13 protein-coding genes are annotated in these 16,179 nt (G+C 61.7%); 5 read left to right on the top strand and 8 right to left on the bottom strand.

Going from position 1 to position 16,179, the window contains the following annotated elements:
* The first annotated feature begins 154 nt into the window (after nucleotides 1-154).
* The 3 genes from RCCGE510_RS13305 to RCCGE510_RS13295 all read left to right on the top strand — a co-directional run bounded on the left by RCCGE510_RS13305 (nucleotide 155) and on the right by RCCGE510_RS13295 (nucleotide 6,318).
* The gene (locus RCCGE510_RS13305; protein WP_007630653.1) at nucleotides 155-1,699 is read left to right on the top strand and encodes a cation:proton antiporter; all 1,545 of its coding nucleotides are present in this window, start codon (nucleotides 155-157) and stop codon (nucleotides 1,697-1,699) included.
* A 258-nt stretch (nucleotides 1,700-1,957) separates the two neighbouring features.
* Nucleotides 1,958-3,136, top strand: a complete 1,179-nt coding sequence (locus tag RCCGE510_RS13300; RefSeq protein ID WP_037078605.1) for an efflux RND transporter periplasmic adaptor subunit — start codon at nucleotides 1,958-1,960, stop codon at nucleotides 3,134-3,136.
* Nucleotides 3,133-6,318 (top strand): multidrug efflux RND transporter permease subunit, encoded by a 3,186-nt coding sequence (locus RCCGE510_RS13295; protein WP_007630651.1) that lies wholly within the window; start codon nucleotides 3,133-3,135, stop codon nucleotides 6,316-6,318. The genes RCCGE510_RS13300 and RCCGE510_RS13295 overlap by 4 nt, the downstream gene beginning before the upstream one ends.
* 28 nt (nucleotides 6,319-6,346) lie before the next feature.
* Here the strand turns inward: RCCGE510_RS13295 and RCCGE510_RS13290 are convergent, their stop codons facing one another.
* The gene (locus RCCGE510_RS13290) at nucleotides 6,347-7,123 is read right to left on the bottom strand and encodes a metallophosphoesterase family protein (protein WP_192815308.1); all 777 of its coding nucleotides are present in this window, start codon (nucleotides 7,121-7,123) and stop codon (nucleotides 6,347-6,349) included.
* A 261-nt stretch (nucleotides 7,124-7,384) separates the two neighbouring features.
* Between RCCGE510_RS13290 and RCCGE510_RS13285 the strand changes: the two genes are divergently transcribed.
* Complete coding sequence (locus tag RCCGE510_RS13285) at nucleotides 7,385-8,530, top strand: monooxygenase (RefSeq protein ID WP_007630647.1); 1,146 nt, start codon at nucleotides 7,385-7,387, stop codon at nucleotides 8,528-8,530.
* Between the two features lie 76 nt (nucleotides 8,531-8,606).
* Here RCCGE510_RS13285 and RCCGE510_RS13280 read toward each other — a convergent pair whose 3' ends face one another.
* Together RCCGE510_RS13280 and RCCGE510_RS13275 are read right to left on the bottom strand one after the other, a co-directional pair.
* Nucleotides 8,607-9,071 carry an Rrf2 family transcriptional regulator gene (locus tag RCCGE510_RS13280; protein WP_007630645.1) on the bottom strand — a complete coding sequence of 155 codons (465 nt, stop codon included), beginning with the start codon at nucleotides 9,069-9,071 and terminating at the stop codon, nucleotides 8,607-8,609.
* Between the two features lie 177 nt (nucleotides 9,072-9,248).
* Nucleotides 9,249-10,037, bottom strand: a complete 789-nt coding sequence (locus tag RCCGE510_RS13275) for an SDR family oxidoreductase (RefSeq protein ID WP_007630644.1) — start codon at nucleotides 10,035-10,037, stop codon at nucleotides 9,249-9,251.
* 141 nt (nucleotides 10,038-10,178) lie between these two features.
* On the opposite strand from RCCGE510_RS13275, the gene RCCGE510_RS13270 reads away from it, so the two are divergent.
* Nucleotides 10,179-10,949 carry a TIM barrel protein gene (locus tag RCCGE510_RS13270; RefSeq protein WP_007630643.1) on the top strand — a complete coding sequence of 257 codons (771 nt, stop codon included), beginning with the start codon at nucleotides 10,179-10,181 and terminating at the stop codon, nucleotides 10,947-10,949.
* 147 nt (nucleotides 10,950-11,096) lie between these two features.
* On the opposite strand, the gene RCCGE510_RS13265 is transcribed toward RCCGE510_RS13270, so the two are convergent.
* Genes RCCGE510_RS13265 through RCCGE510_RS13245 form a run of 5 tightly spaced genes read right to left on the bottom strand, consistent with a single transcriptional unit; the run spans nucleotide 11,097 to nucleotide 16,162 of the window.
* Nucleotides 11,097-11,825 (bottom strand): ABC transporter ATP-binding protein, encoded by a 729-nt coding sequence (locus tag RCCGE510_RS13265; protein WP_007630642.1) that lies wholly within the window; start codon nucleotides 11,823-11,825, stop codon nucleotides 11,097-11,099.
* Nucleotides 11,822-12,646 carry an ABC transporter ATP-binding protein gene (locus tag RCCGE510_RS13260; protein WP_007630641.1) on the bottom strand — a complete coding sequence of 275 codons (825 nt, stop codon included), beginning with the start codon at nucleotides 12,644-12,646 and terminating at the stop codon, nucleotides 11,822-11,824. The genes RCCGE510_RS13265 and RCCGE510_RS13260 overlap by 4 nt, the downstream gene beginning before the upstream one ends.
* Nucleotides 12,639-13,496, bottom strand: a complete 858-nt coding sequence (locus RCCGE510_RS13255) for an ABC transporter permease (RefSeq protein WP_007630640.1) — start codon at nucleotides 13,494-13,496, stop codon at nucleotides 12,639-12,641. Before RCCGE510_RS13255 ends, RCCGE510_RS13260 begins: the two co-directional genes overlap by 8 nt.
* Nucleotides 13,493-14,575: an ABC transporter permease gene (locus tag RCCGE510_RS13250; protein ID WP_007630639.1), complete on the bottom strand. Its 1,083-nt coding sequence runs from the start codon at nucleotides 14,573-14,575 to the stop codon at nucleotides 13,493-13,495. Before RCCGE510_RS13250 ends, RCCGE510_RS13255 begins: the two co-directional genes overlap by 4 nt.
* Nucleotides 14,576-16,162, bottom strand: a complete 1,587-nt coding sequence (locus RCCGE510_RS13245; RefSeq protein ID WP_007630638.1) for an ABC transporter substrate-binding protein — start codon at nucleotides 16,160-16,162, stop codon at nucleotides 14,576-14,578.
* Nucleotides 16,163-16,179: the final 17 nt, after the last annotated feature.

Here is a 16,179-nt window from a genome sequence, read left to right as displayed (position 1 = left end):
TCGGCCGCCGCGGCGAAAATGCCGCAGGCCGGCCGAGCCTATCCTGCGGCGCCCGTGTTGCCCTTTCGAGATGCCAGACGGTAGCCGTGGCTGAGCTCCGCCCTAGTTCCGCAACAGGAGCAGCCTCCGTCAGAGGCGCGCATTGGGGAGCTCGATGGCGTTCTTCGAAAGCATGTTGACGCTGCTGCTGGTGGCGATCGTCTTTCTGCAATTCTCCAGAAAGTTCCAGATTCCATATCCGACCATGCTGGCGATCGCCGGCGTCATCGTCGCCGCCGTGCCGTGGGCGCCCGAGGTCGCGATCGATCCGGAACTTGCACTGGCGCTGCTGGTGGCACCCGTGCTCTTCGATGCCGCCTATGATCTGCCGCCGAGGACATTGCGACGAAACTGGTTGCCGCTCTTCTCACTCGCCGCCATCGCCGTGATCCTGACAGCCGCCGCCGTCGCCACCGTCAGCGTGACGATGGCCGGCCTGCCGCTTGCCGCTGCTGTCGCACTCGGCGCCATCGTCGCGCCGCCGGATGCCGCAGCGGCGACCGCCATGCTCGATCGCTTCACCCTACCGCGCCAGACTTACGTGATCCTGAAGGGCGAAAGCCTGCTCAACGACGCCGTCGCGCTCCTGATCTTCAGCGCCGCGGTGGCCGCCGCCGCAAGTCCCGCCTTCTTCGCCGGCGTTCTGGCGCAACTGGCGCTCGCCATACCTGGCGGCCTCATCCTCGGTTATTTCATGGGCCGCCTCTACATGATCGTCGGCCTGAGGCTCGCCGGCACGCTTGGTGGCACCCTGCTCGAATTCGTCGCCACCTTCGGCACCTGGATCATCGCCGAGCGGCTTCACCTGTCGGCCATTCTGGCGATCGTCGTCTACGCCATGGTGATCGCCCGCTACATGCCCGAACGGCAGACCGCCCGCCACCGCATTCATTCCTATTCGGTCTGGGAGGCAGCGGTCTTCCTGCTCAACGTGCTCGTCTTTCTGCTGATGGGCCTGCAGGCCCGGCAGATCGTTCTCGACCTCGATCCCGGCCGCCTGAGTTTCGCCATCACCTTCGCCGCCGCGGTCTTCATCACCGTTGTCGCCGTCCGCCTGGCCTGGGTACTCTTCTATAATCGCGTGGTGACCTTTCTCGCCGCGCGCGGACACACGACACAAGCCGTTCCGACATTTGCGACCAGCCTGCTTGCCGGTTGGTGCGGCATGCGCGGACTCGTTACGCTGGCAACCGCGCTCGCTCTGCCGATCGACTTCCCCGATCGCGACGTCATTCTGCTCAGCGCGCTGGCCGTCGTTCTCGGCACGCTCATCGTCCAAGGGCTGACGCTCGGACCGCTGATCCGTTTCCTGAAATTCGAACCGGACATTTCGCTGGACCGCGACCTCGTCAGAGCCCGCGTCGCGTTGATCGATGCAGCGCTTGCCGAGCTCGCCGACGACCAGGATAAATCCGCCCATATCCTACGCGAGGTCTATACTTCCGAACGTGAGATCGCCGCCGACGGAAAACACCCGCGCGAGGTCAGCAGGTTGGACAAGCAGCGCCGTAACGTCATTGCCGCCAAACGCCGCAGACTGGCGGCGATGCGCCATGCCGACGAGATCGACGACGATGTTTTTCACATGCTGGAACAGGAGCTCGATTGGGCCGAACTCGCCGTCCTGCCGCCCGGCCGCGACGAGATCGTCGAGAGCTGACGCCACCCATGACGTTTTGATGGATTTAGGAACCGGAGCCAATTGGTATTTGCTATTTTTCGCCGCTGCCGTTTATATCCGGTTCCATAGGTTACGATTTTTCCGATTTGCATTGTATGCCGGCCTTCCCTCCGATGGATTGAGCGCCGGGGGAAATCACGGGGGCCGAGGCCTTCGTTCAAAGCAGCAAGACATGAATAGCATCACCTTATCTTAAGTTCGGCGGCAGTCTAAGCCGTTGCGATTGGAGGGACCGGTATGAGTTACGTGCTTCGACGGATATTGATGCTCGGCTGCATCACCACGTTCATGCCTCTGACCGCGATGGCGCAGGGCGCACCGTCTGCCCCTCCGCCGGTCACCGTCGCCAAGCCGGTCGTTCGCGATGTCATCGACAGTGACGAATTCATCGGCCGCTTCGAACCGGTCGACGAAGTCTCCGTTCGCTCGCGCGTTGGTGGATATCTGCAGGAAATCCATTTCCAGGACGGTGCATTGGTCAAGCAGGGCGATCTGCTCTTCGTCATCGACCAGAGACCCTTCGTAACCGCGCTCAGCCAGGCAAAGGCGACGCTCGAGGCGTCGCAGTCGGCTCAGGTCTTTGCCGATGCGCAGTATAAGCGCGCGCAATCGCTTGCTGCGAGCGGCAGCCAGTCGGCGCAGACGCTGGATGATCGCCGCCGCGAATTCGATTCGGCCGAGGCCAATGTCCGCGGCGCGCAGGCCGCAGCCGATCGGGCTTCCCTCGACATGGAATACACCGAGATCAAAGCGCCGCTCAGTGGCCGCATCGACCGCCGGCTGATCTCGGCCGGCAACCTTGTGCAGACCGACCAGACCGTACTCACGACCATCGTTTCGCTCGACCCGATCGATTTCTATTTCGACGTCGATGAGCGCCGCCTGCTGAATTTCGCCGACACGGCGCGCAAAATGGGCAAGGATCTCCAGTTGGGCGGTGGCGGATTGGATGTATCCGTCACGATCTCGGATCCCTCTGCCAAACCATTCAAGGGAAAGCTCGATTTCGCTGAGAACCGCGTCGACAATCAGAGCGGCACCATTCGTCTTCGCGCTCGCTTCCCCAATCCCGATCTGGTCCTTCAGCCAGGCCTTTTTGGTCGCATTCAGGTCGAAGCCTCCAACACCTACCAGGCCATTCTCGTCCCCGACGAGGCAATCGGTTCGGATCAAAACGAGCGCGTCGTTTATGTCGTCGCAACGGACGGCACGGTTTCGACCAAACCGGTCAGACCCGGACCGCGGCTTTACGGCTACCGCGTCATCCGCGAGGGCCTCGACGGCAGCGAGACGATCATCGTCAACGGCCTGATGCGCGCCCGACCGGGTGCGAAGATCACGCCTCAGATGACCGAACTGCCGCAGGAGCGGCAGGACACTGCGCCGGAAACCGCCGGCGCGGAGAGCGGACAATGAGATTTGCTCATTTTTTCGTGGACCGGCCGATCTTTGCGGCCGTCATCTCAATCCTTTTTCTCGTCGTCGGCAGCATTGCCTACACGCAATTGCCGGTGTCCCAATATCCCGAGATCGCGCCGCCGACCATTGTCGTGCGCACCTCCTATCCCGGCGCCGACCCGCAGACGATCGCCGATACCGTCTCGACGCCGCTTGAACAACAGATCAACGGTGTCGAAGACATGCTTTACATGTCCTCGTATTCCAGCGCCGACGGCGCCATGTCGTTGACGATCACCTTCAAGCTCGGCACCGATCTCGACAAGGTCCAGGTGCTTGTTCAGAACCGCGTTTCCATCGCCCTTCCCCGTCTTCCCGAGGAAGTTCAGCGCCTTGGGGTGACCACCGACAAGAGTTCGCCTGATCTGATGATGGTGGTGCACCTGCTGTCGCCGTCGCACCGCTATGACCAGCTTTACGTCTCGAACTACGCCCGCAACCGCATCCGCGACGTTCTCGTCCGCCTTGACGGCGTCGGCGACGTTCAGCTCTTCGGTGAGCGCCAGTATTCGATGCGAATCTGGCTGGACCCGGAAAAGCTCTCCGCCTATGGGATGACATCCGATGACGTCGTCGCCGCGCTGAGAGATCAGAACGTCCAGGTTTCGGGCGGCAAGATCGGTGCCCCGCCCGTAACCGGCAAGAATGCATTCGAATATACGGTACGAACGGAAGGGCGCTTCTCCGATGCCCGAGAGTTCCGATATGTCATCGTGAAATCGACGACAGCGGGTCGACTTGTTCAGTTGCAGGATGTCGCCCGTATCGAACTCGGCGCGCAGGACTACGTCACCAACAGTTATCTCAACAACGATCCCGCAGTCGCTCTCGGCATCTTCGCCCGGCCGGGAAGCAACGCGCTCGACACGGCCCATCAGATCCAGACGATCATGAAGGACGTCTCGCAGAATTTCCCGCCGGGCCTGGAATACCGCATTGTCTATGACACGACCGAATTCATCTCGGATTCGATCACCGAGGTCTACAGGACCATCGCCGAGGCGGCCATCCTGGTGGCGATCGTCGTTCTAGTCTTCCTGCAATCCTGGCGAACCGCGATCATTCCGATCATTGCCATCCCCGTATCGTTGATCGGCACCTTCGCCGTGCTGCTGGCATTCGGCTTCTCGCTCAACATGCTCACCCTGTTCGGCCTAGTGCTGGCGATCGGTATCGTCGTCGACGATGCGATCGTGGTCGTGGAAAACGTCGAGCGCAACCTGGCGCGCGGGATGACGCCGAAACAGGCGTCCCACGTCACCATGAACGAAGTCGGAACCGCCGTCGTCGCCATCTCGCTGGTGCTGATCGCCGTGTTCGTGCCGACAGCCTTCATCCCCGGCATATCAGGCCAGTTCTACCGGCAGTTCGCGGTGACGATCTCAGTTACAACAGCGATATCGGCGTTGAATTCGCTGACGCTTTCGCCTGCGCTCGCAGGCATATTGCTGAAAAGCCATGACCATGAAGCCAAACGCACGAATATTGCGTCACGCCTGGGAAGAGGTCTCGCAGACGGCTTCAATCATGGATTCGATCGGCTGAGTTCCGGCTATTCATGGACCGTCCGGCATCTGGTCAGCAGCTGGGTCGGATTGACCGCGGCGATGGTTACCTTCGTCTGCCTGCTCGGAGCAACCTGGTACATGGGCACGAAAGTTCCCGCGGGCTTCATCCCGACCATGGACCAGGGTTACGCGATCATCGTCATACAGCTGCCGGACGGCGCCTCGCTTGCGCGGACCGATGCCGTGGTCAAACAGGTGGGGGATATCGCCCGCACCGTGCCCGGCGTCGGCAACGCCGTGCAATTTGCCGGCTTCAGCGGCGCGACATTCACCAATGCCTCGAATGCCGGCGTCGTCTTCGTTCCGTTCAAATCCTTTGCCGAACGTGAAGAAGGCGGAGAGAACGCCAACAAGATCATCGGCGAGCTTTACGGCAAGCTGCAAAGCATCCAGGAAGCCTTCATCATCGCCATCCCACCGCCATCCGTGCGTGGCGTCGGCAATTCCGGCGGCTTCAAGATGCAGATATCGGATCTTGAAAACGCCGACATGACGCGCGTGCTCGGCCTCGCCCGCCAGATGATGGGTGCGGCAGCGACGACCGAAGGGCTGACCGGCGTCTTTACGACATTCTCCGATGCGAGCCCGCAATACTTCCTGGCGATCGACCGTGACAAGGCACGCTTCCTGAATGTGCCGATCCCCAATATTTTCAACGCGCTTTCCATCAATCTTGGTGTTGCCTACGTTAACGATTTCAATGCGTTCGGCCGCGTCTACCAGGTTCGCGCCCAGGCCGACCGGCAATATCGCATGGACAGGGAAGACATCCTGGCCCTGAAGGTTCGCTCGGCGACCGGCGCGCTGGTTCCGCTTGGAACGTTGATGGATATCCAGGATGCCAGCGGCCCGGCGCTTGTCCAACGGTACAATATGTATGTTTCGGTGCCGCTTCAGGGCAATCCGACGCCCGGCACATCGACCGGCGATGCCATCGCGAAGATGGAAGCCCTGGCGGCAAAGATCCTGCCGCAAGGGACGACCTTCGAATGGACGGAACTTGCCTATCAGGAGACCCACACCGGCAATACCGCCATATACATCTTTGCCCTGTCGGTCGTCTTCGTCTTCCTGGCGCTGGCGGCGCAATATGAAAGCTGGGTTCTGCCGCTGGCGATCATTCTGATCGTGCCGCTTGCTGTGCTCGCGGCGCTGATCGGGGTCTCGCTGAGGGGGATGGACAACAACGTCCTGACTCAGATCGGCCTGATCGTCCTCATCGGCCTTGCAGCCAAGAACGCCATCCTGATCGTCGAGTTTGCCAGGCAAGCGGAAGACGAGGGCAAGTCGCCGGTGGAGGCGGCCATCGAGGCAAGCCATCTTCGCCTGCGCCCGATCCTGATGACGGCATTCGCCTTCATTTTCGGTGTTCTGCCGCTGGCCATCGCCACCGGCCCCGGCGCCGAAATGCGCCAGTCGCTCGGCACCGCCGTCTTTTCGGGCATGCTGGGTGTGACGATCTTCGGCCTGTTCCTGACGCCGGTCTTCTACGTCGTGCTGCGCGGCTGGCGCCGGAAACGGCCGGCTGAAGAGCCGGTCGAAGCCATCCCGACGGAAAGGGAAGCGGTCTGATTGTTTCGACAGGCGGCCGAGGCGGAAATCAAGTGGAGAACAGATGCACTTTGCCCTGCCACAAGCGGGCGACGGTGAGCTTGCCGCTGCGATAGGCGCGCGTGTCGAGATTGAGCCGTTTCGACCGTATGTCGGGCTCGTCGTTCGGCGTATGGCCGTGAACCACGAGTTTTGGCAAGGGCACACGGCTTTCGAGAAACCGCTGTCGGATGATGACCAGATCCTCATCCGTCTGCTCGCCGAGCGGCAGCTTCGGATTGATGCCGGCATGTGCGAAAATCACGCTTGGAGTCTCCAGCATGACAGGCATCGCCCGCATGAAATCGATATGCGTGCGCGGCAGCGACTGGCGGATAAAGACATCGAGCTTTGCGCCGGTGGGGAAAACCAGTGGCAGATGCTCCGGATCGAGCCCATAGGATTTGAGCGACTCCGCCGATCCCATCCGCATCCATTCGTCGTAGGAGATCCAGCCATCGATGTAGTCGAGCATGGCAATTTCGTGATTGCCGACAAGGCAGATGCGATCGAAATCCTCCGGCGGCGGCTCCATGAGATGAGAAATGACCTGGGCCGAATCCGGCCCACGGTCGATATAGTCGCCAAGCGTAATGATCAGCTTACGCCCCGGCAGCCGCGCGGCATCGCGCAGGATCGCCTCCTCGGCTTTGACGAGCAGATCGTACCGCCCATGGATGTCGCCAATCGCATAGGTTGGGATGGCGGCGATGTCCAGCGTCAGACGCGGTCTCGGCTGGCGTGCCATTTTCGAAACCTCGCCGTTGCGAGCAAGAGGATCGCTCATCATGTCTCTCGATCAAGGAAGCCCCACATCACCGTAAGTAGAGTGGGGCACAAGGCAATCAAGCTGGTAAGAAAATTCAAAGTCTTCGGGTTTTGTAGAAAAACCGGCCTTATCATTCGAGGACCGATCCCTCACTCCTGTGACTCTCGCATCGGCCCGAAAATCGGAGCGGTTTTAGGAAAGCACGAGGCGCCGAGTCAACCTGTTGCAGCGTTCTTTGCGGGTCTGAAAAGAGCCCGCGGCTGTAGGAAAGAGTGACCGATGGGAACGGTATCGCAGTTTCAGGATAAAGGGAGGCCTCCCGCACATCGCATCGAAAGTGAAGAGGAGGCGATATCTACCGCCCGCGGCCTCGCCGCCGCCTTCCGGCATCAGGCGAGCGAACGCGACATCAACCGCGTGCTGCCCTTTGCTGAGCTCGAAGCGCTGTCGGTATCGGGACTGACGGCGATCACTGTTCCGCCCGATCATCAAGGGCTCGACGTGCCGAACGCGCTGCTCGCCGAAATCGTTGCGATCATTGCCGAGGCCGATGCCTCGATCGGCGAAGCGCTGCAAAACCATTTTTGCGTGCTGGAAACACTCCGCACCTATGCTGGCGAAGATTTGAAGGCATCGCTGTTTACCCGTGCGCTGCTCGGCGACCGCTTTGCGGGTGCCAGCTTCGCCGAAGGGGCCGAGCTTACGGCCGAAGGCCCGGGCTACCGTCTGAGCGGGCGAACGCGGCAGGCACCCGGCATTCTATTCGCCGACTGGATCGCGGCCGCCGCCACCGCTCCGCCCAGCCGCCCGGTGACGCTCTACCTCGCACGCGATGCGGAAGGCATGCAGGTGATCGACGATTGGGACGGTTTTGGCCAGCGCACCAATGGCTCGGGAACGGCGATCATCGGCAGCCTTCACGTCAATGCCGATGCGATAGCACCCGCCCCCTCCTCCGGAAATCCGACCGGCATCTCGCTCGGCCTGCTGCTCAAGGCCGGCGTCAGCCTCGGCATCGCGCGAGCCGCATGGACCGATCTCGCGATTGACGATCGCGCCGCCGTCCTTGCGCAGCTCGGCGAACGCGCGGTCCGCATCGAAGCGACGGCGGCAGCCCTGGAACGGGCTGGCCGCAAACTCGACATTGCCCAGGTCAATCCTGTGGAGGCCGCGATGGCAGACGCGCATTTCTCCGCCTCGGCAGCCGCACTCCTTGCCGGGGAAACGGCAATCGACACCGCAAACGCGCTGTTCGAACTTGCAGGGGAAACATCGGCCGGCATCGGGCTCAATCTCGACCGGCATTGGCGCAATGCCCGCATTTATGCGCTGTCGCTGCCGCGCGACAAGCTGCTGCGTGCAGCAGGCGAATACAGTGCACTTCCAGGAAAAATGGGAAGCGGTTTTCCGTCCGCAATTGCGTAAGAACAAACGGCTAGAGCGGCTCTGCGCTTCCATGAAAAGCTGAACCGCTCTAAGTCGACGCCCGGCAACGCCTAATTCAGCTGGCGGCGGAGATCGGCAATTCTTCCTTGGCGTCGTCGATACGGCCACCAGCGGCGACGAATTGCTCGAGGCTCATATTGTCGAGAATGGCGGCGATCGCGTCACGAACATCGGTCATCGAGCGCCGCACCTGACAGGTTTCCGGATCGGCGCAGTCGTCGCAGGCCTCGTAAGCCGTACGGCTGGCGCAGCGGATCGGCGCTAAGGGCCCGTCGAGCGTACGGATGACATGGCCGATGCGGATTTCGGAAGCCGGCCGCGACAGGGAATAGCCGCCGCCCGGGCCCTTCTTCGAGCGCAGGATGCCGACATTGCGCAGTTCGAGCAGGATCGTATCGAGAAACTTTTTCGGAATATTATTGCGGCTTGCGATGTCATTGATGAAGGCGGTCTCACCCGGCGCCAGCCGCGCTAGGTCGACAAGCGCTTTCAGCCCGTATTTCCCCTTTTTCGTCAGCATCGTCGTCGCCCTATAGAAAAACGCAGTATTATCCTGCTAATAGCAGGCAAATAGCGTCAAAAGCGTGAACATACAACAAAATAGCTATTATTTATAGCTTATATCGGCAACGTCCACAGGTCCCCGTCCGACAGCCTCGGTAAGGAAAATCTTACCGAGTCAGGCCGACAGCCTCATTCAGATCGTCTTCAGCATGCCGCCATCGACGAAATAGGTAGAGCCGACGCAATAGCTCGCCCGTTCCGAACTCAGGAAGACGAAGACGTTTGCCAGCTCCTCCGGCGTGCCGAACCGTTTGGAAGCGGCATGCTCGTTGGCGACGCTCTGCAGGTAGCCCTCCCAGTTCCCGCCGGTTTCGGCCGTCAATTGCTTGGCGGTCTTGATCCAATCCGGCGTCAGGATCAGGCCGGCATTGACGCAGTTGACGCGGATATTGTCCTTGATGAGCTCGGTCGACAGTGTCTTCGAAAACATCATCAGCGCCGACTTGCTGACATTGTAGATTGGCTCATACCAGAGCGGCTGGACGGCGCAGATCGAGGCATTGTGCAGGATCACACCGCCGCCGCGTTCCTTCATCTGCGGTGCGATGCCGCGCGCCAGCCGCACGGCGGCCATCACGTGCAGGTCAAAATAGGCCTGCCATTTCTCGTCGGGCGCCTCCATCACCGTCTCGTTCGAGCCGGTGCCGGCATTGTTGATGAGGATATCGGCACCGCCTTTTTCGGCCGCCGCCGCAATGATCGCCTCGGTTCCCGCAGCCGTCGCCACATCGGCGACGACAGCGGTGGCGCTGACGCCGTACTTCTCGGCAATGCGGGCGGCCTCAGCCTTCAGCCGCTCGCCGCCGCGGGCCGCCAGCACAAGGTCGGCGCCCTCAGCCGCCAGACCCTCGGCGATCGCCAGTCCGATGCCGACGGACGCACCTGTTATGACGGCAATCTTTCCCTTCAATCCGAGATCCATGTCTTCCTCCGCAAACGGCCGGAATTCCGGCCTGGTGTGCTGAGTGTTTCGCCAATGAACCCGGGCGTCAAGCGCCCGAACGCCCTTGCCGCAGGCTTCGATCTGTCGCATGCCTGCATCAACAAAATGGGAGGAGCTTTCATGCGACACTATTCAGCTTGTATAGAGTGGCTGTTTGCCGAAGAGGGCGACAGCTTTCCCGATCGCATCCGCCGCGCCCACGCTAGCGGCCTGACGGCGATCGAATTCTGGCGCTGGACCGACAAAGATCTGGATGCGATCGAGACGGCGCTAAAGGAAACCGGCCTCGTCGTCACCAGCCTCGTCGCCGAACCGATGATCGCCCTGACCGACGCCGCCAATCGGCAGGCCTGGCTGACAGGCCTTGCCGAATCCGTTGCCATGGCGAAGCGCCTCGGCGCACCCGCATTGATCGCTCAGGCGGGCGATGATCTCCCGGGCGTGACCCGCGAAGAACAGCGCCGGGCGCTCACCGAAACGCTGAAAGCCGGCGCCGGTATTCTTGCAGGCAGCGGCGTCCGCCTCGGCGTCGAGCCTCTCAACATCCGCATCGACCATATCGGCTATTTCCTCGATTCGACCGTCGAAGGCCTCGACATCATCGATGATGTCGCCCGCCCCGAGATCGGCATCGTCTACGACATCTACCATTCCGCCGTGATGGAAGAACGGACGGAAGAGGTGCTGGAGGGCCGTCTCGACCGTGTCATCCACGTCCATGTCGCCGATCATCCCGGTCGCAATGATCCCGGCTCCGGCGGCATCGACCTTGCCCACCGCCTCGGCTGGATCTTCGCCAATGGTTATAACGGTTCGGTCGGTTTGGAATACCGGCCGACCAAGCCCGGCGCGGATCCGGTCAGGGCCGCGATCGCCTCGCTTGGCGGCTAAAGCATGTCGCGCAAAAGTGTGTATAGCGGTTTTGCGCCAAAGACATGCGGAAACAAAGACCTAAAGCGTGGCAAGCGAATCTGAAAGATCGCGACGCGCTTTAGAGCCTTTCCGGTGTCGATGCTGGGCAGGATGATCCTGCCACTCTCAGCTCGTCGCAAGCTGCTCGGTCCAACCGCCCGCCGCGAGTGCGGCGCGATCGAGCACGCTTTCGATGCGACCCGCCTGCATCGTCGCCGCGCGGTCGCACATATGGGCGACGACGCCGGGGTCGTGGCTGACGAGCACGAAGGTCATGTTGTGTGCAGTTTTCAGATCGTTGAGCAGATTGAGGATTTCGGCTTGCACGGACACATCGAGCGCCGAAGTCGGCTCGTCGAGCAGCAAGAGCTTCGGCTTCAGCAGCAGCGCCCGGGCGATGGCGACGCGCTGGCGCTGGCCGCCGGAAAGCTGATGCGGATAGCGCCCGGCGATCGAACTCGACAGGCCGACTTGGTCAAGCGCGACGCGCACCGCCTCCTCGACGCCGACAATACCGCGCAGCGACAGCGGCTCGCCCAGAATACGAGAGATACGATGACGAGGATGCAGCGATGAATAGGGATCCTGGAACACCATCTGGATATTGCCGCGCAGCGCGCCGGTGATTTTTCGATCCGGGTGCAGCGGCGCACCGAACACTGTCATGATACCTCGCCAGCCGATGTTCAGCCCAGCGATAGCGCGCAGCACGGTCGTTTTGCCGCAGCCGGAAGGGCCGATCAGCCCGAAGGTTTCGCCAGAGGCAACGGTAAAGCTGACATCGCGAACGGCAGTAAAACCCTTGGCGCCCCCCTGGAAGGTGACGGAGAGATTATCTACGGAAAGCGCGCTCACGGCTCTTCTCCGTAGACCGGCAGATGCGTGCCGTAGGTGGAAGCCGAGGGCCGTGCTGCCCACAGCGCCCTGGTATAGGCGGATTTGGCATTGGCGAGATCAGCGGAGGCCATGTCCTCCTCGATCCTTCCCTGCCGCATCACCATCACCCGGTCGGCATAACGCGAAACCTGCTGCAGATCATGGCTGATCAACAGCAGCCCCATGCCGAACTCTTCCGTTAACGAGCGCAGCAGCGTCAGGATCTGGTCCTGCAACCCGCGATCGAGCGCCGAGGTCGGTTCGTCGGCGATCAAAAGCTTCGGCCGGTTGATCAGCATGGCGGCGATCATTGCACGCTGCCCCATGCCGCCCGAAAGCGCTGCAGGATAACTCGAATAGACCCGTTTGGGGTCGGGCAGGCCCACCTTCTCCAACATGTCGAGCGCGAGATCCCGCCGCTCGGTCGCCGAAAGCCTGTTGTGCAGCAGCAATGCCTCCTCGACCTGGCGGCCGATCCGATGTGCCGGGTTCAGCGAATATTTCGGATCTTGCAGGATGAGGCTGATGCCGGCGCCCCGCAGCCTGTTCCAACCGGAGGGCGAAAGTTCCCTGAGATCCTGCCCGTCGAATTCCAGCCTTCTCGCTTGAATGTCTGCCCGCCGAGGCAGCAGGCCCATGATCGCACGGCCGGTCATCGATTTGCCGGAGCCGGATTCACCGACGAGCGCCACCACCTCGCGGCCGATCACAAAGGAGATACCGTCGACGACGCGGACGGGCGCCGCCTCCGACGGAAACGAGATCCTCAGATCCTCGACGGAAAGAAGCAGCTCACTCATGACGCGGATCCAGGATATCGCGCAACCCGTCGGCAAGCAGGTTGAAAGCAAGCGAGGTGACAAGGATCGCAAATCCCGGCACTGCCGCCACCCACCATTGATCGAAGATCACCTGCGTGCCTTCCGAAACCATCGATCCCCATTCCGCCGTCGGCGGACGCACGCCGAGGCCGAGAAAGCCGAGGCCGGCGGCCGCGAGGATAATTCCGGAAAGATCGAGTGCCAGTCGGATAATGGCGGACGGCAGCACCAGCGGCAGGATGTGTCCCCAAAGCAGCCGGGTACCGTTGATGCCGACCATTTCGGCGGCGGCGAGATAATCGCTGCGTCGCAGAGCCGCGGTTTCGACGCGCGCCTGCCTGGCATAGGCCGGCCAACTCGTCAGCGCCAGCGCCAACGCACCGTTGATGAGACCCGGACCCATGATGGCGACGAAGGCAAAGGCGAGCAGCAACCGTGGAAACGACATGACGATATCGGTGATGCGCATCAACAGACGCTCGGTCAACCCGCCGAAGAATCCGGCAAGAATGCCGACGACGATGCCGAGCGGCGCCATCAAGAGCACGACGACAAGCACCAGCAGCAGGGTGGGCCGCGCGCCATAGATCAGTCGCGAGAGGATATCGCGCCCGAAGGCATCGGTGCCGAACCAGTGCGCCGAGGTCGGCGGCACCAGCCGGTTGGCGGTCTCCTGCAGGTTCGGATCGTAAGGCGCGATCACAGGCGCAAGAAGCGCAACGAGCAGGATGAAGACAACGACGACACTGCCGGCTGCTGCCGAAGGCGAGCGCAGGATGCGCTTGAGGAAGGACGCCCCACCGACCGGAACCTGAACGATCACGCTCATCGTCTCTTCCCTGCATCGAGGCGAGAGACGCCGAGATCGGTCAACGCATTGAGCAGCACGAAGGACGCGCCAACGACGAGTGTGGCGCCGAGGATCGCCGGCATGTCGCCGGCAAACATCGCCGTCGTCAGATAACGGCCGATACCGGGCCACGCAAAGACGGTTTCGGTCAGCACCGCGCCTTCGAGCAGGCTCGCATAGGAAAGCGCGATCACGGTCAGCAGCGTTGCCGATATATTCGGCAAGACGTGGACAAAAGTAATGCGGCGAAGGCTGGCGCCCTTGGCTCGCGCCGTCGTCACATATTCCTGACCGAGTTCCGTCAGGATCGCCGCCCGCGTCAGCCGCGAAATCGCGGCAAGCGCGTGAAAGGCGAGCACGATCGCCGGCAGCGCCAGATGCGCCAGCGCATCTCTGAAGGCGCCTGTTTTGCCCGACATCCATGTATCGATCAGCGCAAAGCCGGTGATCGGCTTGACCGTATACTGGAAGACGACATCCGCCCTGCCCGGCCCCGGCGCCCAGTGCAGACGGGCATAGAAAAAGAGCAGCATCAGCAACCCGAGCCAGAAGATCGGTACGGAATAGCCGAACAGCGAGATGAAGCGGGCGACGCTATCCACCCATGTCCCCTGCCGCATGGCGGCTGCGATGCCGAGTGCAAGCCCGATGACCGCCCCGAGGATGATCGCCGCGGTCGCGAGCTCGATCGTCGCCGGAAAGGTGCGGCCGATATCTCTCGCCACCGGCTGGCCCGTCGAGATCGACTGGCCGAAATTGCCGGACAGCGCCGTTTCGAGATAGCGCAGGAACTGCACCGGCAGTGGCTGGTCGAGCCCGAGTTGGACGCGCGCCGCCTCGTAGGTCGACTGGCTCGCATGATCGCCGACGAGCTGCAGCGCCGGGTCGATTGGCGACAGCCGCGTCATCGCGAAGGTGACGAGCGCCAGGCCGAGCAGCGTCAGCGCGAAAGACCAGAGCCACTTGAGAAGCGGCGCGACGAAAGACAACTCCCGCCAGCGTCTGTTCTGGCGGGAGTCATTGATGTCGGCAGTCGGAGGTGTTGCCGTCTGCGGCACTTATTTTTCAACCTTGTCGTAGTAGACCTGATCGGCATTCAGGCCCTGGGCATAATTCTTCACCTTGTCGCTTAGCACGACCTGATCGTTGCCCTGAAGCATGAAAACGAAAGGCGAGCTTGCTTGGATCTTCTTCTGCAGGTCCTGATAGAGCGAAACGCGCTTGGCGGCATCCTGCTCCTTGACGGCGGCAAGCGTCTCGTCGGTCAGCTCGGGGATCACCCAGCCGGCATATTTGGCTGCCGTGTTGGTGGAGTTGTCGCGGTTGATCGCAAAGGCGCTGGCATTGGAATGCGGATCGAAATAGTCCGGAATCCAGTAGCGCAGCGTCATCTCGAACTTGCCGGAGCGGCCGCGGGCATAGATGTCGCTGGCGACACCCGGCTGGATGTCGAGATCGATGCCAGCCTGGGCAAAGGTCGACTGCAGTGACTGGGCGATCGACAGGAAAGGCTGGTCGTTGAAGACGATGAATTCGACCTTGAACGGCGTCTTGATGCCTGCGTCGGCGAGGATCTTCTTTGCTTTCTCGATGTCGAGCTTGAACGGATTGTCCGTCAGCGCACCCGGGAAGCCGACCGGCAGGAAGGCCTGGTGCACATTGCTCTGGCCACGCAGCAGGTTCTTCGTAATGCCGTCGTAGTCGACGAGGTAGCGCGCTGCTTCCCAGAAAGCCGGCTTGCCGAGCGTTTCGTTCGCCTTGCTGTTGAGCAGGATATAATCGGTGCGGGCGGACGGAACCGACAGAACCTTGATGCCGCTCTTGTCCTTCAGCGCCTCGGTCTGGTCGGCGGAGAGGCCGCGGGCAATATCGGCATCGCCCTGCTCGACGAGCAGGCGGCGGGCGCCGACATCGGGCACGTTGCGGATGATGACGCTTTCGAGCTTCGGCTTGTCCGAGGAGTTCGCATTGGCCTGCAGCACGAGCGCTTCATGCGGCGTGTAGGTGGCGATTGTGTAGGCGCCGCTGCCGGCCGAGTTGGTCTTCAGCCAGGCATTGCCGAAATCATTGTCCTTGGCTTCGGCCGAAACCGTCTTCTCATCGACGACGGAAGCGATTGGCGCCGTCAGCAGCGACAGCGCAAAGCCCGAGCCGACATCGGCGCTCCAGCTCAGCTTCACATGCGTTTCGTCGACCTTGGTGACGGCCGCGTCGACATTGTCAGCCGACCAGCCGAGTTCGTTGAGGATGAAGGCCGGCGACTTGTTGAGCTTGACGGCGCGGGTCAGCGAGAAGATCACGTCTTCGGGGCGAACCGGATTGCCGGACGAAAACTTGGCGTCAGCGAGCTTGAATGTCAGGCTCTTGCCGTCGCTGCCGGCTTCCCAGGACGCGGCAAGCGCCGGCTCGATCTTGGTACCGTCCTCGCGGTTCGACTGCACGAGACGCTGATAGAGATTATTGAACGACTGCACCGTGGTGAGCTCGAAGCCCTCTGCCGGGTCGAAGCTGACGGCATCGTCGATCGACTGGGCAACGACGAGAACATTGGCCGGCGTCTCGGCCTGGGCGATGGTGGCGCCAAAGGCCAGCGCAAAACCGAAGACGGTCCCGAGCAGGCGCGTGCGCGTGGTGATGATGGACATGATGGACTCCCTCAAAT

This window comes from Rhizobium sp. CCGE 510 (assembly GCF_000292525.1).
In the GTDB taxonomy this organism is placed as follows: Bacteria; Pseudomonadota; Alphaproteobacteria; order Rhizobiales; family Rhizobiaceae; genus Rhizobium.
Note: the sequence above shows the minus strand (reverse complement) of the source record. Positions and strands in the feature narration are given on the sequence as shown.